Annotated in this window: 17 protein-coding genes and 3 tRNA genes; 8 read left to right on the plus strand and 12 right to left on the minus strand. The window is 69.6% G+C overall.

Annotated elements, in window-relative coordinates; translation table 11 throughout:
* Positions 1–5: 5 nt before the first annotated feature.
* The 6 genes from AC3QLZ_RS09525 (at position 6) to AC3QLZ_RS09550 (ending at position 4,350) form a co-directional block, all read left to right on the plus strand.
* Positions 6–986, plus strand: a complete 981-nt coding sequence (locus AC3QLZ_RS09525) for a FecCD family ABC transporter permease (RefSeq protein ID WP_014235644.1) — start codon at positions 6–8, stop codon at positions 984–986.
* Positions 983–1,753: an ABC transporter ATP-binding protein gene (locus tag AC3QLZ_RS09530; RefSeq protein WP_014235645.1), complete on the plus strand. Its 771-nt coding sequence runs from the start codon at positions 983–985 to the stop codon at positions 1,751–1,753. The genes AC3QLZ_RS09525 and AC3QLZ_RS09530 overlap by 4 nt, the downstream gene beginning before the upstream one ends.
* A 58-nt stretch (positions 1,754–1,811) precedes the next feature.
* Positions 1,812–2,414, plus strand: coding sequence for a cob(I)yrinic acid a,c-diamide adenosyltransferase (gene cobO / locus AC3QLZ_RS09535; RefSeq protein WP_014235646.1), 603 nt, complete (start codon positions 1,812–1,814; stop codon positions 2,412–2,414).
* Positions 2,415–2,530: 116 nt separating this feature from the next.
* A complete protein-coding gene (locus AC3QLZ_RS09540) occupies positions 2,531–3,838 on the plus strand; it encodes a cobyrinic acid a,c-diamide synthase CobB (RefSeq protein WP_014235647.1) in 1,308 nt (435 codons plus the stop codon).
* Positions 3,839–3,845: 7 nt separating this feature from the next.
* Positions 3,846–4,073, plus strand: a complete 228-nt coding sequence (locus AC3QLZ_RS09545) for a hypothetical protein (RefSeq protein ID WP_014235648.1) — start codon at positions 3,846–3,848, stop codon at positions 4,071–4,073.
* A 31-nt stretch (positions 4,074–4,104) separates the two neighbouring features.
* On the plus strand, positions 4,105–4,350 hold the full coding sequence (locus tag AC3QLZ_RS09550; RefSeq protein WP_014235649.1) for a hypothetical protein: 246 nt from the start codon (positions 4,105–4,107) through the stop codon (positions 4,348–4,350).
* A gap of 10 nt (positions 4,351–4,360) precedes the next feature.
* On the opposite strand, the gene AC3QLZ_RS09555 is transcribed toward AC3QLZ_RS09550, so the two are convergent.
* The 6 genes from AC3QLZ_RS09555 to cbiB all read right to left on the minus strand — a co-directional run bounded on the left by AC3QLZ_RS09555 (position 4,361) and on the right by cbiB (position 10,140).
* A complete protein-coding gene (locus tag AC3QLZ_RS09555) occupies positions 4,361–5,821 on the minus strand; it encodes an ATP-binding protein (protein WP_014235650.1) in 1,461 nt (486 codons plus the stop codon).
* 121 nt (positions 5,822–5,942) lie between these two features.
* Complete coding sequence (locus AC3QLZ_RS09560) at positions 5,943–6,482, minus strand: flavin reductase family protein (RefSeq protein ID WP_014235651.1); 540 nt, start codon at positions 6,480–6,482, stop codon at positions 5,943–5,945.
* Between the two features lie 55 nt (positions 6,483–6,537).
* Positions 6,538–7,281, minus strand: coding sequence for a hypothetical protein (locus tag AC3QLZ_RS09565; RefSeq protein ID WP_014235652.1), 744 nt, complete (start codon positions 7,279–7,281; stop codon positions 6,538–6,540).
* A gap of 9 nt (positions 7,282–7,290) precedes the next feature.
* Positions 7,291–8,175, minus strand: a complete 885-nt coding sequence (locus AC3QLZ_RS09570) for a cobalamin-binding protein (protein ID WP_014235653.1) — start codon at positions 8,173–8,175, stop codon at positions 7,291–7,293.
* Positions 8,172–9,176, minus strand: a complete 1,005-nt coding sequence (cobD, locus tag AC3QLZ_RS09575) for a threonine-phosphate decarboxylase CobD (protein WP_014235654.1) — start codon at positions 9,174–9,176, stop codon at positions 8,172–8,174. The genes AC3QLZ_RS09570 and cobD overlap by 4 nt, the downstream gene beginning before the upstream one ends.
* The gene (gene cbiB / locus AC3QLZ_RS09580) at positions 9,169–10,140 is read right to left on the minus strand and encodes an adenosylcobinamide-phosphate synthase CbiB (protein WP_014235655.1); all 972 of its coding nucleotides are present in this window, start codon (positions 10,138–10,140) and stop codon (positions 9,169–9,171) included. The genes cobD and cbiB overlap by 8 nt, the downstream gene beginning before the upstream one ends.
* Before the next feature lie 117 nt (positions 10,141–10,257).
* Here cbiB and AC3QLZ_RS09585 point away from each other — a divergent pair, with 117 nt between their 5' ends.
* Positions 10,258–11,751: a cobyric acid synthase gene (locus AC3QLZ_RS09585; protein ID WP_014235656.1), complete on the plus strand. Its 1,494-nt coding sequence runs from the start codon at positions 10,258–10,260 to the stop codon at positions 11,749–11,751.
* Positions 11,752–11,979: 228 nt separating this feature from the next.
* On the plus strand, positions 11,980–14,256 hold the full coding sequence (locus tag AC3QLZ_RS09590) for an NADP-dependent malic enzyme (protein ID WP_014235657.1): 2,277 nt from the start codon (positions 11,980–11,982) through the stop codon (positions 14,254–14,256).
* A gap of 124 nt (positions 14,257–14,380) precedes the next feature.
* Here AC3QLZ_RS09590 and AC3QLZ_RS09595 read toward each other — a convergent pair whose 3' ends face one another.
* From AC3QLZ_RS09595 to queC, 6 genes are all read right to left on the minus strand, one after another.
* Entirely contained in the window at positions 14,381–14,770 is a 390-nt protein-coding gene (locus tag AC3QLZ_RS09595; protein WP_014235658.1) for a flagellar basal body-associated FliL family protein, read from the minus strand.
* A 94-nt stretch (positions 14,771–14,864) separates the two neighbouring features.
* Positions 14,865–14,939 (minus strand) — tRNA-Thr (locus AC3QLZ_RS09600).
* A gap of 81 nt (positions 14,940–15,020) precedes the next feature.
* Positions 15,021–15,096, minus strand: a tRNA-Lys gene (locus tag AC3QLZ_RS09605).
* Between the two features lie 60 nt (positions 15,097–15,156).
* Positions 15,157–15,232: transfer RNA gene (locus tag AC3QLZ_RS09610), tRNA-Lys, on the minus strand.
* A 72-nt stretch (positions 15,233–15,304) separates the two neighbouring features.
* Positions 15,305–16,411: a YeeE/YedE family protein gene (locus AC3QLZ_RS09615; protein ID WP_014235659.1), complete on the minus strand. Its 1,107-nt coding sequence runs from the start codon at positions 16,409–16,411 to the stop codon at positions 15,305–15,307.
* Positions 16,411–17,100 (minus strand): 7-cyano-7-deazaguanine synthase QueC, encoded by a 690-nt coding sequence (gene queC / locus AC3QLZ_RS09620; protein ID WP_014235660.1) that lies wholly within the window; start codon positions 17,098–17,100, stop codon positions 16,411–16,413. The genes AC3QLZ_RS09615 and queC overlap by 1 nt, the downstream gene beginning before the upstream one ends.
* Positions 17,101–17,318: the final 218 nt, after the last annotated feature.

Here is a 17,318-nt window from a genome sequence, read left to right on the forward strand (position 1 = left end):
CAACCATGCCCTCCCGCCGTCGTGCCCTGATCGTCATTGCCCTGCTGGTGCTGCTGGCCGGGGTGAGCCTGGTCGTGGCCCTGGCGGTGGGCAGCATCAGCATTCCCCCCGGCGCCGTCCTGCAGGGGCTGCTCGGTGATGCCGAGGCGCCGGGCTACGCGGTGGTGCATAACCTGCGCCTGCCCCGGGCCCTGGCCGCCTTTGCCTGCGGCGGGCTGCTGGCGGTGGCCGGCTGCCTGATGCAGGTGCTGCTGCGCAATCCCCTGGCCGATCCCTATGTGCTGGGCATCTCCGGCGGCGCCGGGGTCGGCGCCCTGGTGGCCATCCTGCTCGGGCTATCCGCCTTCGGCATCAACGGCCTCGCCTTCAGCGGCGCCCTGGCCGCCACTTTTCTGGTCTTCGGCCTGGCCCACGGCGACGGCTCGTGGACCCAGACCCGCCTGCTCCTCACCGGGGTCATCGTCGCCGCCGGCTGCGGCGCCCTGGTGGCTCTGATGCTGTCCCTGGCACCGGAGCACAAGCTGCACGGCATGCTCTACTGGCTGATGGGCGACCTCTCCCAGGCCACCGACGCCCGGCCGCCCCTGCTGGCCCTGGCGGCGGCCCTGCTGCTGGCCCTGCCCTTTGCCCGGGAACTCAACCTGCTGGCCCGGGGCCTAGCCACGGCCCAGGCCCTCGGCGTAGCCGTGGTGCGCCTGCGCCGGCTGGTCTATGTGGTGGCTTCCCTGGCCACCGCCACCGCCGTCACCACTGCCGGCTCCATCGGCTTCGTCGGCCTGGTGGTGCCCCATCTGGTGCGCCTGGCGGTGGGCAACGACCAGCGCCTGCTGCTGCCCGCCTCGGCCCTGGCCGGCGGCGCCCTGCTGGCCCTGGCCGACACCCTGGCCCGCACCGTGGCGGCGCCCCAGCAGCTGCCGGTGGGGGTGCTGACCGCCCTCATCGGCGTACCCGTGTTCCTCTTCCTCCTCACCCGGGCGCCGCGATGACTGCCTTGCTGCAAGCCAGCTACCTCACCGTGCGCATCGGCGACCGGGAGGTCTGCCGCGACCTGGAGCTGCAGCTGCAGCCGGGGGAACGGCTGGCCATCCTGGGGCGCAACGGGGCCGGCAAGTCCACCCTGCTATCCACCCTGGCCGGTCTGCGTCCGGCCCAGGGCGGCGAGGTGCGTCTGCAGGGGCGCAGCTATGGCGAACTGGGGCCCCGGGCAGCCGCCCGGCAACGGGGCTGGATGGCCCAGACCCAGGCCGACGCCTTCGCTTCCAGCGTGCTGGAGACGGCCCTGGCCGGGCGCCATCCCCACCTGGGCCGCTGGGACTGGGAATCAGGCGCCGATGCGGAACTGGCCCGGGCCGCCCTGGCCCGGGTGGGGCTGGCCGGCATGGAACAGCGGGAGACGCCTTCCCTCTCCGGCGGCGAGCGTCAGCGCCTGGCCATCGCCACCCTGCTGACCCAGGCGCCGGACCTCTACCTGCTGGACGAGCCCCTGGCCCACCTGGACCTTTCCCACCAGATCACCGCCCTGGAACTGTTCGCCGGCCTGGCCCGGGAGCGGGGCGCCGGCGTGGTGATGGTGCTGCACGACCCGGGCCTGGCCGCCCGCTACTGCGACCGGGCCCTGCTGCTGCAGGGCGACGGCACCTGGGAGAGCGGGCCGGTGGCCGAGATCCTCACCGCCGCCCACCTCAGCCACCTCTACGGCCATCCCCTGCGGGAGGTGGAGGACGGAGGCAGCCGCTGGTTCATCCCCTGCTAACGCCAGCCTTTTCCTCCAGCCGCCCCTTTTCCCTTTTCCCCGATTCCCGGAGTTCCCCATGAGCGACGAGCGCAACCAACGCCACAACAGCCGCATGGCCCGCAAGAAGGAAGTGGTCGACGCCAAGATCGCCCAGGCCAGCCAGGAGCGCGGCGTCCTGCTGGTGCATACCGGCAACGGCAAGGGCAAGAGTTCCGCCGCCTTCGGCGTCCTCGCCCGGGCCCTGGGCCACGGCCACAGCGCCGCCGTCATCCAGCTGGTGAAGAGCCGCTCCGACACCGGCGAGGAAGGCTTTTTCCGGCAGCAGCCCAACGTCAAATGGCACGTCATGGGCGAAGGCTTCACCTGGGAAACCCAGGACCGGGAGAAGGACCTGCGCGCAGCCCGGGCCGCCTGGGAACAGGCCTGTGTCTACCTCGCCGACCCGGCCATCGACCTGGTGATCCTGGACGAGCTGACCTATGCCTTCAAGTATGGCTGGCTGGAGCTGGATGCGGTGCTGGCCGCCTTCGCCGCCCGCCCGCCACACCAGCACGTCATCGTCACCGGCCGCGCCGCGCCGGAGGCCCTGGTGGCCGCCGCCGACACCGTCAGCGAAATGGGCATGGTCAAGCACGCCTTCCAGGCCGGCATCGCCGCCATGCCCGGGATCGAGTTCTGAAGGGCCGCCGGCCTGACCGGCAATAGACACGGGCATCCTGGCGACGGCATGCCGCCGATGCCCGTCCCGCCTGCCTCCCAGGCCATCCCCCCAAAATCTCCACCGAGCCGCCGCCCATGACTTCCCTCGCCTGCCCCGCCCTCCTCGTCGCCGCCCCCGCTTCCGGCCAGGGCAAGACCACCGTGGTCGCTGCCCTGGCCCGGCTCCACGCGCGCCAGGGGCGCCGGGTCAAGGTCTTCAAGTGCGGCCCGGACTTCCTCGATCCCCAGATCCACCAGGTGGCCAGCGGCCAGCCCTGCGACAACATCGACTTCCGCATGGGCGGCGAGGCCGACGCCCGCTGGCGCCTGGCCCGCGCCGCGGCGGAGAACGACCTGATCCTGGTGGAAGGAGTGATGGGCCTCAACGACGGCGAACCCTCCGCCGCCGCCCTGGCCCGCCTGCTGGGCCTGCCCATCCTGCTGGTGCTGGACGCCTCCGCCATGGCCGGCAGCTTCGGCGCCGTCGCCTTCGGCCTCAAGCACTACCGGGAGGAACAGGGCGGTGGCGCCCCCATCGGCGCGGTGCTGGCCAACCGGGTCGGCAGCGCCTACCACGCCCAACTGTGCCGCGACACCCTGGATGAAGCCGACATCGCCTGGTACGGCCACCTGCCCCGAGACAACGACGCCGCCATGCCAGAGCGCCACCTGGGCCTGCTCCCCGCCGCCGAGATCGAGGACCTGAAGCAGCGCCTGGACGCCATGGCCGACGCCCTCGCCGCCACCGCCGCGGCCCAGTTGCCGCCGCCGGTGCACTTCGCCCCGGCCCCGCCGCCCGCTCTGCCCCCCCTGCTGGCGGGCAAGACCGTGGCGGTGGCCCGGGACGCCGCCTTCTGCTTCGCCTACCCGGCCAACCTGGAATGCCTGGAGAACCTGGGCGCCCGCCTCGTCCATTTCTCGCCCCTGGCCGACGCCACCCTGCCCCCCTGCGACGCCCTGTGGCTGCCCGGCGGCTATCCGGAACTGCACGGCGCCGCCATCGCCGCCAACCGGGCCATGGCTGCCGCCCTGCAGGCCCACGCGGCCGCCGGCAAGCCCCTGCTGGCCGAATGCGGCGGCATGATGAGCCTGTTCGAAACCCTGGTCTCGGTGACGGGGGAAAGCACGGCCGGCTTCGGTCTGCTGCCCGGCGAAAGCCGCATGCAGAAGAAGCTGGCCGCCCTGGGCCTGATGGCCGCCGAACTGCCGGAAGGCCGCCTGCCCGGCCACAGCTTCCACTACTCCACCAGCAGCACGCCCCTGGAACCCCTGGTACGGGCGCTCAAGCTCACCGGCAACACGCCGGGGGAGCCCATCTACCGGGTCGGCCGCCTCACCGCCTCCTACGTGCATTTCTACTTCCCCGCCAACCCGGAGGCGGTGGCCCGGCTACTGGGGGCCTGAGAGCGTCATGCTGGTCCGTCTGCTGCGACACCTCCTGGGCCGGCGCCGGCCGACCCCGCCGACCAGCCCGGAGGAACGGGCACGGCGGCTGATCTCCGCCATCGATGCCGGCGGCATTCCCCTCAACCCCATCGCCCTCAACCGGCTGGCCCGGGAACTGGGTCTGGAAGTCTCCCGCCAGGCCCGACCGGAAGATACGGTGGCCCGCATCCGCGCCCTGGTGGCCCGGCTTTAGCCCGGCGCCCGAGTCTGGCATCATTGCCCCCATGAAAAATCTGCCCTTCAGCTTCATCGTCATGGAGTTTCTCGGCCTGCTCTGCCTGGTGCCCGCCGTGGCCAGCCTGGCCGGATTCGGCGCCCTCCTGCATCCCATCCTGGCCGACAGCGGCGCCGGCATCGCCGCCCTGGTGACGGCTGTCTCCCTCATCATTTCGGGCTTCTTTCCCTTCGTCCTACGTCGCCTCATGGTGCAGGAAGAGGAGCAGGACGCCGCCAACCACCGCGGCGGCTGAACCCTGAGGCCTAGGCGGCCCCTGCGGCGGCCGGCTCCAGGGGCAGGCTGACGCGGAAGGTGGAACCCTGGCCCGGGGCGCTGCGCACTTCGATGCGGCCGCCGTGCTTCTTGACCACGATGTCGTAGGAGAGGGAAAGGCCCAGGCCCGTGCCCTTGCCCACCGGCTTGGTGGTGAAGAAGGGCTCGAAAATGCGCTTCTGCACTTCCGGCGTCATGCCCTTGCCGGTGTCCTGCACCTCCATCCACACCCCGTTTTCTTCCCGGCCCGAGCGCACGGTGATGGTGCCGTGCTCAGGAATGGCGTGGGCCGCGTTCACCAGCAGGTTCATGAACACTTGGTTGATCTGGGCCGGCATGCACTGCACCAGGGGAATGTCGCCGTACTCCCGCACCACCTCGGCCTTGTACTTGAGCTCGTTCCACACCACGTTGAGGGTGCTTTCCATGCCCTTGTTGAGATCCGCCGCCTGCAGCTCGGCCTCGTCCACGTGGGAGAAATCCTTGAGGTCCTTGACGATCTTGGTGACCCGGGCCAGACCCTCGTCGGACTCGGCCAGCAGGGCCGGCAGGTCGCTCTTCAGGTAGGCCAGGTCCGCCTCCTCCCGCACCTGCTGCAGGGCGGCGAAGGCCGGGCCGCTGTCCGGCAGGTGCTGCTCGTAGGTGTCGATGACCTTGAACAGCAGGGCGATGTCCTGCTTCAGGCTGCCCAGGTTGGAATGGACGAAGCCCACCGGATTGTTGATCTCGTGGGCCACCCCGGCCGCCAGCTGGCCGATGGCCGCCATCTTTTCCGACTGCAGCAATTGCTGCTGGGTGCTTTCCACCTTCTGCAGCAGCCGCGCCAGTTCGGCCTGCTCCGCCGCCAGGCGGACGTTGGCCGCCGACAGCTCCCGGGTGCGCTCCTCCACTTTGGCCTCCAGCTGCTGGTTCATGGCCGCCAGGTCCCGGTTCTGCTGGGACACCAGGTGATAGAGGCGGCCCAGGGCGTCTAGCAGGGCGCTGGTGCTGTCGGCCACTTCGCCGCTCTCGGCGGCGAAGGCCTCGGCGGCGGACTGGCCGGCCTGGACCCGGGACATCTGGCGCGCCATGACCTGGTCCTCGCCCAGGATGTGCACCGTCAGCCAGGCGGCGAGAAAGCCGTGCACCGTCTCCGCCGGCTGGCTGAGGGAGGAACGGGCCTGCCACATGGACAGCAGCTGCTCGACGAACTGGCGGTGGTGCTGCACGTGGAGGTCCTGGTGGCGGATGTCCAGGCCCAGCTCCGTCATCAGCCGCTCTTCGTCGGCGAAATGCAGGTGGGCGTAGTCGGCCAGCTGCTTGAAAATCTGCTGCAGGGCCTCGTCGGTACCCTCGCCCTCGGCCAGCAAAAGGTCGCCGACCCGGTTGACGATGTCCACCAGATGCCGGTGCTGGGCATCCACGCTGGGGATGCCGGTAACGAAACGCTCATCCCAGACAAATGCTTCCATGACGCTCCCTGATCCTAGGACACGATTGCATGCCGATAGGGTACAGCGCCGGCCGCCGCCCTGCCACCCGGCAACACCCTAGTTCCCGGGCGGGGTAAAGCCGCAGGGTCAAACCTTCATCTCACTTCATGGCCGAGGGCAGGCGCAGCACCGAGCCGGCCACGGCAAACTCGCCCCAGCCCCGGTGGTGCAGGGTGCGGGGGCGCTTGCGCGGTTCGGCCCAGGCGGCCACCACTTCGAGCACGAACAGGTTGTAGCGCGCCACCCAGCCCCGGTCGTGCACCACGCACTCCAGGCTGGCATAGCACTCGTCGATGAGGGGAGCGCCGACCCGGGAGGCGGGACTCGGCGTCAGGCCGGTGAGGCGGAACTTGTCGCGGCGGCGCCCGTGGCTGTTGCCGCAGGCCACCACCTGGGGCGCCAGGTCGGCGGTGGGAATGTTGAGCACGCACTCGCCGTTGGCCTCGAGCCAGGCGAAGCTGTCGTCCCGGCCGCTGACCAGGACGCCCACCAGGGGCGGCTCGAACTCCATCATCATGTGCCAGGAGAGGGTCATCACATTGGGCCGCCCACCCCGGGGATCGGCGGTGGTGAGCAGCAGCACCGGGCCGGGTTCCAGCAGGCGGTAGGCTTCGGCGAGGAGAACGGACTGTTTTTTCATGGCGGGCTCCGGCGGGCAAAACCCTTCCATCATAGCCAGCCCGGCGGCGACGGGCTCAGTAGAACCAGGAAATGCCCGCCGTCAGCCGCCGCGCGTCGGTGTCGCCGCCGCTGCCACCGATGGCCACGTCCGCCAGCAGGCCCTTGCCCACCACCCGGGCGACGCCCAGCAGCCAGTGGTCGATGCGTTCCCCCAGGGGGCTGCGCACGAAGCGCGCCTCCGCCGCCAGGCCCCAGCCGTGCAGGGGGCCGGCGTCCCACAGGCGGAACCAGTTCACGCCCCACTCGCGCCCCTGGTGGGGCTCGCCGGGACGCCGCCGGTCCTGGGAATAGCCGCTGCCGAAGGTGCCCAGGTCCGTATCCAGGTTGAGGCTGAAGCCCCGGGTGTGACTGTGGTGCTCCTGGTCCTGCAGGCGGTTGGCGCCGGCAAAGGCCGCCACGTGGAGGCCGTTCCAGGCCGGCAGGGCGTATTTGAGCAGCACCTCCCGGGAGGCGGCGCGGGAACCGCTGCCGTCGTCGAAGAGGGTGTGAGAACTGCCCTCCAGGCCGACCACGGCGCTGAAGCCGGCGCCCAGGCCGAAGGTGGCTTCCAGGGGCGTCACCGTGCGCCGCCGGGTGCCCCGCTCGGGCCGCAGCTCCCGGTCCACGCCGGCGGTGAGATGGCCTTCGCCCCACTCCACCCGGTCCGCCGGCTCGATGCCGAAGGCGCGGAAATGGAAGTCCGTCTCGGAATCCATTTCCACCTCGGCCCGGGCGCCCCAGGCCAGGAGCAGGGAGCACAGCAGCAGGAGCATGCGCATGGCGGCGACCTACCGGGCCGGACGGCGGTGGCGGGCCGTCTCCAGGTGTTCGCAGAGGCGGGCCGCCCCTTCCAGGATGCGCGGCGTGTGGCGCTGGATCAGCTCGGGCGGGACGAAGAAGAGGTTGTCCCGGGCCACGGCGGTGATCTGCTTCCAGCGCTTCCAGTCGTCCAGCCACTCGGGCCGGGAATCGCCCATGCCGCTGGCGACGATGGCTTCCGGATTGGCGGCCAGCACCGCTTCCTCGCTCACCTTGGGCGCCATCTGTTCCACCTGACCGAAGACGTTGCTGCCGCCGCACAGGCTGATGACGTCGGAAATGATCTGCTGGCGGCCGACGGACATCAGGGGCTGTTTCCAGATCTGGTAAAAGGTGGGAACCCTGGGCTGCCCGGAATACTGCTTGCGGATTTCCGCCAGCCGCGCGCGGAAGCGGGCGGCGGCGCCGTTGGCGACGGCACTGGTGCCGGCCAGCTGGCCGAACTTCTCCAGCAGCTCGGCCACGTCCTCGATACGGTTGGGCTGGGAGATGAAAACGGGGATGCCCAGGCTGCGCAGCTTGGCCACGTGGCCGGGGGCGTTGCCGCTTTCCCAGGCGATGATGAGGTCGGGGCGCAGGGCCGCCACCGCCTCCAGGTCCAGGCGGGAGTAGCCGCCGACCCGGGCGATTTTCTTCGCCGCCTCCGGATAGTCGCTGTAGTCCACGGTGCCCACCACCTGCCCGCCGGCGCCGGCGGCGAAGAGGTTTTCCGTGACATGGGGCGCCAGGCTGACGATGCGCCGGGCCGGGGCCGGCAACCGCAGGGTCGCCCCCGTGTCGTCCTTGAGCACGATGTCGGCGGCCTGGGCGGCGCCGCCGCAGAGGGCCAGGGACAGCAGCAGAACGGCTTTCATAGATCCTTCCTCAGTTCGTTGAGGGCGCCTTCCAGGCGGCGCCATTCGTCGTCGCTGCCGGGCAGGCCGAAGCGCAGGCTGGAGGAGCCGTCCACTTCCAGGAACAGGCGCACCAGGATGCCGCGGCGGGCCAGCTCGTCATACACCCAGTCGGCCCGGGGATGGGGCAGCCAGCGGAAGAGGCCGGTGCCGGTGCTGGCCCCCAGGCTGTCCTGCAGCAGGGTTTCCAGGCGCTCGGCGGCCACCTGCAGTTCCTGGCGCATGTCGGCCTGCCAGGCCCGGTCTTCCAGGGCGCAGCGGGCCACCCAGCGGGCCGGGCCGGCCACCGGCCAGGGGCCCAGGGTGTCGGCCAGGGCCTCCAGCAGTTCGGGCCGGCCGATGGCAAAGCCGACCCGGGCCCCGGCCAGGCCGAAGAACTTGCCCAGGGAACGCAGCACGATGATGTTGGGCGCCGCCTTGGTGCCGGCCAGATCGGCCAGGGAATCCCGGGGATCGGCGTCGGCAAAGGCCTCGTCCACCACCAGCAGGCCGCCCCGCTTGGCCAGGGCCCGGGCGGCAGCGCGCAGGCGGCGGGCGGTGATGCGCTCGCCGGTGGGATTGTTGGGGTTCACCACCACCACCACGTTGTGCTCCTTGGCCACCTCTTCCAGCCGGGGCGGGGCGAAGGGGGTGACGGCCCATTCGGCCTTGACCCAGGCGGCGGCGTGTTCAGCGTAGGACGGAGCCAGCACCGCCGCCCGGCCCGGCGGCAGCAGCTTGGGCAGGGTCTGGATGGCAGCCTGGGAGCCGGCCAGGGCCAGCACGTGCTTGGCCCCGTAGTAATTGCGGGCGGCCGCCTCCAGGCCGTCCTCCTCTTCCGGCAGGCGCTGCCAGGCATTGATGGGAATGCCGGGAATGGGATAGGCCCAGGGATTGATGCCGGTGGAAAGATCGAGCCAGTCCGCCAGGGGAATGCCCCACTGCCGGGCTGCCTGGCGCAGGCGGCCGCCGTGTTCAAGCATGGAAGACCTTTCCGAGAAGGAACTGCACCAGGGCGATGAGGGGCAGCAGGGCGACGATGGCTGCCAGCCACAGGACCAGGCCGCGTTGCACCAGATGGCTGGCCCGGTCGATGTCGAAGGCGGCGGCAGGACGGCCTTCGCCCAAAGGCGGGCGCTGTTCCTCCCGGCCGTGGTAGATGGCGGCACCGCCCAGGAGGACGCCGAGGGAACCGGCGCCGGCGGCCATCACCGGGCCGGCGTTGGGGCTCTCCCAAGTGGGGGCCTGGGCTTTCCAGCAGGCCAGGGCCCGGCGGGTGTTGCCGAGCCAGGCGTAGGTCAGGGCGGTGAGGCGGGCGGCGGGCCAGTTGAGCAGGTCGTCGAGGCGGGCGGCGGCCCAGCCGAAGTGCAGGAAGCGCTCGTTCTTGTAGCCCCACATGGCATCCAGGGTGTTGGCCAGGCGGAACAACAAAGCGCCGGGACCGCCAAGCAGGGCGAACCAGAAGAGGGTGCCGAAGACGGCGTCGTTGCCGTTCTCCAATACCGATTCGACGCAGGCCTTGGCCACCCCGGATTCGTCCAGGGCGGTGGTATCGCGGCTGACCATGTAGCCCACCTTCTGGCGCGCCGTGGCCAGGTCGCCGCCGGCCAGGGGCACGGCCACGGCGTCGGCGTGTTCCTTCAGGCTGCGGGCGCCGAGGGCGAAGTAGAGCAGGCCGGCGTCGGCCAGGATGCCCAGCCAGGGCGTGGCGCTGGCCCAGGCGGCGAGCAGCACCGGCGGCAGCACGGCGAAGCTCCAGGCGAGCAGGCCGAAGATGCGCAGGGCGGAGCGGGAGGCAACGGCGGGCGGCGGCCGCAGGGCTTTTTCCAGCAGGTTGGCCAGGGCGCCGAAGGCCACCAGGGGATGGCCGCGACGCGGCTCCCCCAGCAGCCGGTCGAGACCGACGCCGAGAAGGGCGGCTAAGGGCAGGGCAAGCCAGCTGGGCATGGGATAATCCGTGGTTTCTATCAGACCCCCCGGGCAGGCGCCGCACAGAGCGGCCGGCCGACCGGGCAACAGTGCCGGCGCTGTTGCATCGTCCTGGCACGAAAGAGCGGATTTTAAATGAATAAGCCCACCCTCATGGTCCAGGGTTGCACCTCGGACGCGGGAAAAAGCACCGTGGTGGCGGCCCTGTGCCGTCTGCTGCACCGGCGCGGCGTACGCGTGGCGCCCTTCAAGTCCCAGAACATGGCCTTGAATTCCGCCGTCACCGTGGACGGCGGCGAGATCGGCCGGGCCCAGGCCCTGCAGGCCCTGGCGGCCGGCCTGGAGCCCCATACCGACTTCAATCCGGTGCTCCTGAAACCCAATACCGACACCGGCGCCCAGGTCATCATCCACGGCCAGGCGGTGGCCGACCTCAACGCCCGGGACTACCACGAGTACAAGCCCCGGGCCATGGCGGCGGTGCTGCAATCCTACGGCCGCCTCTGTGAGCAATACGAGGCGGTGCTGGTGGAAGGGGCCGGCAGCCCGGCGGAGATCAACCTGCGGGACCGGGACATCGCCAACATGGGCTTCGCCGAGGCGGTGGATTGCCCGGTGGTGCTGGTGGCCGACATCGACCGGGGCGGCGTCTTCGCCCATCTGGTGGGCACCCTGGCGCTGCTCTCGGAGAGCGAACAGCAGCGCACCGTGGGCTTTCTCATCAACCGCTTCCGCGGCGACATCAGCCTGCTGCAACCGGGACTGGACTGGCTGGAGGCCCGCACCGGCAAACCCGTTCTGGGGGTCCTGCCCTACCTGCACGGCCTGTACCTGGACGCGGAGGATGCCGTGGCGCGCACCAGCCTGGATGCGGGCCCCAGCCAGGGCCGCCGTCTCAGGGCCGTGGCGCCTGTCTATCCGCGCACCTCCAACCACAACGACCTGGACCCCCTGCGCCTGCATCCGGAAGTGGATTTCCGCTTCATCGGCCCCAACGAGGCGCCGCCCCAGGACGTGGACCTGATCGTCCTGCCCGGCTCCAAGAGCGTCCAGGCCGACCTGGCCTGGCTGCGCCAGCATGGCTGGGACACTGCCCTGCGCCGCCACCTGCGCTACGGCGGCAAGGTCATCGGCATCTGCGGCGGCCTGCAGATGCTGGGCCGCCGCCTGCACGACCCCCTCGGCCTGGAAGGCGCCCCCGGCTCCGCCGACGGCCTCGGCCTGCTGGACCTGGAAACCTCCCTGGCGGCGGAAAAGCAGCTGCGCAACGTGAGCGGCCGGCTGTGCCTGCCCGGGGACGCGGCCCTGGCCGGCTACGAAATCCATATGGGCGTCAGCCACGGCCCGGCCCTGGAGCGGCCCGCCGCCATCTTCGCCGACGGCCGCCCCGACGGCGCCCTGTCGGCGGACGGGCAGATCCTCGCCACCTACTGCCACGGCCTCTTCGACCAGCCCGAGGCCCTCGCCGCCCTGCTGGCCTGGGCCGGCGCCGACCTGGGCTTCGCCCCGGCGCAGACGGTGGACCCGGTGGCCCGGCGCGAGGCGGACCTCAACCGCCTGGCCGACGCCACCGCCGCCGCCATCGACTGGGACAAGTGGCGCGCCGCCCTGCCCGGCCAGCCCTGGTAGCGCTGACGGGGCGGCGGCCGGCAGCGGCCGCCACCCCATCAGCGGCGACATTCCCGGCAGCGATTTTTCGCGCTTTTTCCGCCCGCTTCCCGAGGCCAAAATGCTGTGCCGCAACAAGCAGTTGTGGATAACCGCTCTTTGCGTCCATTGGGAAAAACCCGCATACTTCCGCTCTTTTATTTTTCACAGCAAGCCCGGGAGCCCGCGCGGCTCCCCAGGAGTTAAGTCATGGAAAAGGATCTGCGCGAAGCAGCGCTCGAATATCACCGCCTGCCGACCCCCGGCAAGATCGCCGTTCGCCCCACCAAGGGTCTGACCAACCAGCGGGACCTGGCCCTGGCCTACTCCCCCGGCGTGGCTTACGCCTGTGAGGAAATCGTCGCCAACCCCAACGCCGTGGATGAAATGACTTCCCGCGGCAACCTGGTGGGCGTGGTCACCAACGGCACCGCCGTGCTGGGCCTGGGCAACATCGGCCCCCTCGCCGCCAAGCCGGTGATGGAAGGCAAGGGCTGCCTGTTCAAGAAATTCGCCGGCATCGACGTTTTCGACATCGAAATCTCCGAAAACGACCCGGACAAGCTGATCGACATGATCGCCGCCCTGGAACCCACCCTGGGTGGCGTGAACCTGGAGGACATCAAGGCCCCCGAATGCTTCTACATTGAAGAGAAGCTGAAGGAACGCATGTCCATCCCCGTCTTCCACGACGACCAGCACGGCACCGCCATCATTTCCGCCGCCGCCATGCTCAATGGCCTGAAGGTCATCGGCAAGGACATCGCCAGCGTCAAGGTGGTCTGCTCCGGCGCCGGCGCCGCCGCCATCTCCTGCCTCAACCTGTGGTGCGAGCTGGGCATCAAGCGCGAAAACGTCACCGTCTGCGACTCCAAGGGTGTCATCTACATCGGCCGCGATGCCAAGATGGAAGCCACCAAGGCCCGCTACGCCCAGGAAACCAGCGCCCGCACCCTGGCCGACGCCATCGTCGGTGCCGACATCTTCCTCGGCCTCTCCGCCGCCGGCGTGCTGAAGGCCGAGATGGTCAAGCAGATGGCCAAGGACCCGCTGATCTTCGCCCTGGCCAACCCAACCCCGGAAATCATGCCGGAACTGGCCAAGGAAGTCCGTCCCGACGCCATCATCGCCACCGGCCGCTCCGACTACGCCAACCAGGTCAATAACGTCCTCTGCTTCCCCTTCATCTTCCGCGGCGCCCTGGATGTGGGCGCCAAGCGCATCACCGAGGAAATGAAGCTGGCCTGCGTCAAGGCCATCGCCGCCCTGGCCCAGGAAGAAGTCAGCGACGAAGTGGCCATGGCCTACCAGGGCCAGCAGCTGACCTTCGGCCCCGAGTACCTGATTCCCAAGCCCTTCGATCCCCGCCTCATCTCCATCATCGCCCCGGCCGTGGCCCGGGCCGCCATGGAATCCGGCGTCGCCACCCGTCCCATCGTGGACATGGACGCCTACCGGGACAAGCTGAAGGAATTCAACACCCACACCGGCGTCGGCATGCGCGCCGTCTTCTCTGCCGCCAAGCAGGGCGAAGCCAGCCGCGTCATCTACGCCGAAGGCGAGGACGAGCGCGTCCTGCGCGCCATCCAGGTGATCCTGGAAGAGCGCCTGGCCAAGCCCATCCTGGTGGGCCGCCCGGAAGTGATCGAAGCCCGGCTGCAGAAGATCGGCTCCAAGCTCAAGGCCGGCGAGCACTTCGAAGTGGTGAACCCCAACTACGACGAGCGCTACAAGGAATGCTGGAGCGCCTACCACCAGCTGATGAAGCGTCGCGGCGTCACCATCGACATCGCCAAGATGCGCCTGCGCTCCGACAACACCATCATCGGCGCCATGCTGGTCAAGCTCGGCTACGCCGACGCCCTGATCTGCGGCATGAGCGGCCGCTTCGCCCACCACCTGCGCCAGGTGGAAGAGGTGATCGGCAAGGCCGCCGGCCACAACACCCTGGCCGCCATGAACCACCTGCTGCTGCCCAACCGGGCCCTGTTCCTCTGCGACACCCACGTCAATGAGAACCCGGACGCCCAGCAGCTGGCCGACATCGCCGTGATGGCCGCCGAGACCGTGCGCAGCTTCGGCATCACCCCCAAGGTGGCCCTGCTCTCCCACTCCAACTTCGGCTCCTCCCAGTCCGCCTCCGCCCGCAAGATGTCCGAAGCCGCCGACATCGCCCGGGCCAAGGCCCCGGACCTAGAGATCGACGGCGAAATGCACGGCGACTCCGCCCTGTCCGAGGAAATCCGCCTGCAGTCCGATCCGGAATCCCCCCTCAAGGGCGAGGCCAACGTGCTGGTGATGCCCAACCTGGACGCCGCCAACATCTCCTACAACCTGCTGAAGATGACCGGCGGCGAAGGCGTCACCATCGGCCCCATCCTCATGGGTGTGGCCAAGCCGGTGCACGTGCTGACCGCCACCGCCACCGTGCGCCGCCTGGTGAACATGACGGCCCTGGCCGTGGTGGATGCCAAGAAGCAGCGCTGAGTCGCAACGGCCGGGCCAGCCCCGGCCAAAAAGAAAAGCCCCGCCGGCCGCAAGGCCCCGGGGCTTTTTTCTTGCCGCCCGGCACCGCCTGTAGCGGCCCTGGCGATCAGGAAGGCGGACTCGCCTACTGGATGATGAAGTTGGTGAACAGCACTTCCTTGACGCCGCTCTTGGGCGTCTCGTCGAGGAGTTTGTTGAGGACGTCGCGGATGCTTTCCGCCAGGGCCTTCTTGCCCTCCAGGGTCAGCAGCTGTTCCGGCTGCTCGGAGGAGAGCAGGATGATGAGCTTGTGCTGCACCTTGGGACGGATGGCCTTGAGAGTCCCATCCACCTCGGCGTGGGCCACCTCGAACACCATGTCCACCTGCAGGATGCGGCCGCTGCCGGCCAGATTGACGACGAAACGCAGGGGCTCCGCCGCCGCCCCGCCGCCGCCTTCATTGGCAAAGGCCGGCGCCGCCAGGAAGGCGAACAGGCACAACAGGACAGAGCAACTCCGCGCAATCATCTTCATGACTTCCCCTGGAGAGAAAACCTGCACCGGCTCAAGACAAAAAAATAGCCCCGGACGGGGCGCGCTGCGGACGGCTTGGCGCCACCGGAAAGGATGGTGCCCATGGGCAGGATTGAACTGCCGACCTCTCCCTTACCAAGGGAGTGCTCTGCCACTGAGCTACATGGGCCACACATTCGAGCCGCCAGCGAGAAAACGGCAGCCCTGCAAAATAAAACGGCCCCCTAGCGGAGGCCGTTTTACCTGAATCTGGTGGGTTGTGAGTGGCTCGAACACTCGACCTACGGATTAAGAGTCCGCTGCTCTACCAACTGAGCTAACAACCCGAATGAGGGGCGCATTATAGCCGCCCTACTTCCGTTTGTACACCTCTTTTTTCCAGAGGCTGGTGGGTCGGGCGAGATTCGAACTCGCGACCAACGGATTAAAAGTCCGCTGCTCTACCGACTGAGCTACCGACCCGCAAAAACGGAGCGCGAATTATAGGGGGCCCCCCGGGGCCTGTCAAACCCGGGATTGATGCGGGCGGGCGGGCTATTCGTTGAGCATGCGCCGGTACTGCAGGCGCAGGGCCAGCCAGGCGCCGGCAATGATGGACAGGGTGGTGATGAGGCTGCCCAGGGCCAGGGTGGAGATGCCGGAGAGGCCCTGGCCCACGGTGCAGCCGAGGGCGGTGACGCCACCGAAGCCCATGAGGACAGCACCGATGAGGTGGCTGGCCGTGTCTTCCGCATCGCGGAAGCCTTCCCAGCGGAAGCTGCGGCGGGACAGGGCCACCAGGGCGGAACCGGCGACGACGCCGAGCACCGTGGCGATGCCCAGGGTCAGCTTGCGGCTGGCGTCGCTCCAGGTGGCGAACAGTTCCAGGGCGTAGGCCGGCGGGGCGACGAAGGTGAGGGACTCCATGCGGCCGCTGTTGGTGCCAAGGAAAGCCGGCTGCAGGGTGTCGGGATGTTCGGCGACGAAGGCCAGATGGCCGCTGAGGAACCAGCCGCCCACCACGGCGGCGCCGATGGCCAGACCGCCGAGGATGTACTCGGCCTGGCGGAAGTCGGCGCGCAGCAGGGGCGCCGCCAGCAGCAGGCCGCCGACGCTGCCGGCCACCAGGGCCGACGCCGTGGCCGGCGGCAGCCCCAGGAGAGGCTGCAGCAGCCGGGGCAGGTCCTGGCCCGGGGCGGACAGATCCACGGCCAGGACATCCAGCAGGCCGACCCGCAGCAGGGCCGGCAGGCCCTTGAGGGTGGCCAGGGCGGTGAGGCCCATGACCAGGAACACCACCAGGGACTTGAGATTGCCGCCCCCCAGGCGCACCAGGGTCTTGGCGCCGCAGCCCGAGGCCAGCACCATGCCGATGCCGAACAGCAGGCCGCCCACCAGGTGGGACGCCCACAGCAGGCGGGGGGCGGTGTAGATGGAATTGGCCACGTCGATGAGGCCCGCCAGCTGCAGGCCGGCAGTACCCAGCACCGCCGTGCCCATGGCCAGCAGCCACATGCCCATGCGGTTCCAGTCCCCCATGTTCACGATGTCGGACACCGCGCCCATGGTGCAGAAGCAGGTGCGCTGAGCGACGGCGCCGAAGAGGCCGCCGAGGCCGGCGGCCAGCCACAGCAGGGGCGACAGATCGGGCAGGCTGTCCATCAGGCGCTACGGTAGGGCGTGGGATCGGCCAGGCCGGCGGCGCGGAAGCCTTCGGCCCGCAGGCGGCAGGAATCGCAGACGCCGCAGGCCCGGCCCTCGTCGTCGGCCTGGTAGCAGGAGACGGTGATGCCGTAATCGACACCGAGGGCGGTGCCGCGCTGGATGATCTGGGCCTTGGTGAGGTCGATCAGGGGCGCATGCACATGCAGCTCGGCCCCTTCCACCCCGGCCTTGGTGGCCAGATTGGCCATGCGTTCGAAGGCGGCGATGAATTCGGGGCGGCAGTCCGGGTAGCCGGAATAATCCACGGCATTCACACCGACGAATATGTCCTTGGCCCCCAGCACCTCGGCCCAGGCCAGGGCGAAGGAGAGCATGACGGTGTTGCGGGCCGGCACATAGGTGACGGGGATGCCGCCGGCCTGGACGCCCTCGACGGGCACGGCAATGGAACTGTCGGTGAGGGCGGAGCCGCCGAACTGGCCGATGTCCAGGCGCACCACGCGGTGCTCCTTGGCGCCGAGGGCGGCCGCCACCCGGGCGGCGGCCTGCAGCTCGGCCTTGTGGCGCTGGCCGTAGTCGAAGGACAGGCAATAGGGGGCAAAGCCTTCGCTCTTGGCGATGGCCAGGCAGGTGGCGGAGTCCAGGCCGCCGGAAAGCAGGACGATGGCAGGGCGAATGTCAGTCATAGGCGGGCAAATATACCGCGAGCAGGGGCCGGCATAAAGGCTGGCCCCCGGTCCGGCCGGTCTGGTGCCAAGTGCAACAAGAGGCCCCCCGGGGCTGTCGCGAAACCGACAGGACGGTGCCCCATGGCGCCGCCACGGCCCTGACGAGGCAGCAAAAACAAGCACTTTGGGGCAGTGCCGGGCACTGGCACCAAACCTGCTACTTAAGGCTCACAAAA

Source organism: Azospira sp. MPR-LB4 (assembly GCF_058809525.1).

What these genes read in the sequence shown, in the direction of transcription:
- AC3QLZ_RS09525 (WP_014235644.1), top strand. Translation starts at nt 6, where the DNA reads ATGCCCTCCCGCCGTCGTGCCCTGATCGTCATTGCCCTGCTGGTGCTG.
- AC3QLZ_RS09530 (WP_014235645.1), top strand. Translation starts at nt 983, where the DNA reads ATGACTGCCTTGCTGCAAGCCAGCTACCTCACCGTGCGCATCGGCGAC.
- cobO (WP_014235646.1), top strand. Translation starts at nt 1,812, where the DNA reads ATGAGCGACGAGCGCAACCAACGCCACAACAGCCGCATGGCCCGCAAG.
- AC3QLZ_RS09540 (WP_014235647.1), top strand. Translation starts at nt 2,531, where the DNA reads ATGACTTCCCTCGCCTGCCCCGCCCTCCTCGTCGCCGCCCCCGCTTCC.
- AC3QLZ_RS09545 (WP_014235648.1), top strand. Translation starts at nt 3,846, where the DNA reads ATGCTGGTCCGTCTGCTGCGACACCTCCTGGGCCGGCGCCGGCCGACC.
- AC3QLZ_RS09550 (WP_014235649.1), top strand. Translation starts at nt 4,105, where the DNA reads ATGAAAAATCTGCCCTTCAGCTTCATCGTCATGGAGTTTCTCGGCCTG.
- AC3QLZ_RS09555 (WP_014235650.1), bottom strand. Translation starts at nt 5,821, where the DNA reads ATGGAAGCATTTGTCTGGGATGAGCGTTTCGTTACCGGCATCCCCAGC.
- AC3QLZ_RS09560 (WP_014235651.1), bottom strand. Translation starts at nt 6,482, where the DNA reads ATGAAAAAACAGTCCGTTCTCCTCGCCGAAGCCTACCGCCTGCTGGAA.
- AC3QLZ_RS09565 (WP_014235652.1), bottom strand. Translation starts at nt 7,281, where the DNA reads ATGCGCATGCTCCTGCTGCTGTGCTCCCTGCTCCTGGCCTGGGGCGCC.
- AC3QLZ_RS09570 (WP_014235653.1), bottom strand. Translation starts at nt 8,175, where the DNA reads ATGAAAGCCGTTCTGCTGCTGTCCCTGGCCCTCTGCGGCGGCGCCGCC.
- cobD (WP_014235654.1), bottom strand. Translation starts at nt 9,176, where the DNA reads ATGCTTGAACACGGCGGCCGCCTGCGCCAGGCAGCCCGGCAGTGGGGC.
- cbiB (WP_014235655.1), bottom strand. Translation starts at nt 10,140, where the DNA reads ATGCCCAGCTGGCTTGCCCTGCCCTTAGCCGCCCTTCTCGGCGTCGGT.
- AC3QLZ_RS09585 (WP_014235656.1), top strand. Translation starts at nt 10,258, where the DNA reads ATGAATAAGCCCACCCTCATGGTCCAGGGTTGCACCTCGGACGCGGGA.
- AC3QLZ_RS09590 (WP_014235657.1), top strand. Translation starts at nt 11,980, where the DNA reads ATGGAAAAGGATCTGCGCGAAGCAGCGCTCGAATATCACCGCCTGCCG.
- AC3QLZ_RS09595 (WP_014235658.1), bottom strand. Translation starts at nt 14,770, where the DNA reads ATGAAGATGATTGCGCGGAGTTGCTCTGTCCTGTTGTGCCTGTTCGCC.
- AC3QLZ_RS09615 (WP_014235659.1), bottom strand. Translation starts at nt 16,411, where the DNA reads ATGGACAGCCTGCCCGATCTGTCGCCCCTGCTGTGGCTGGCCGCCGGC.
- queC (WP_014235660.1), bottom strand. Translation starts at nt 17,100, where the DNA reads ATGACTGACATTCGCCCTGCCATCGTCCTGCTTTCCGGCGGCCTGGAC.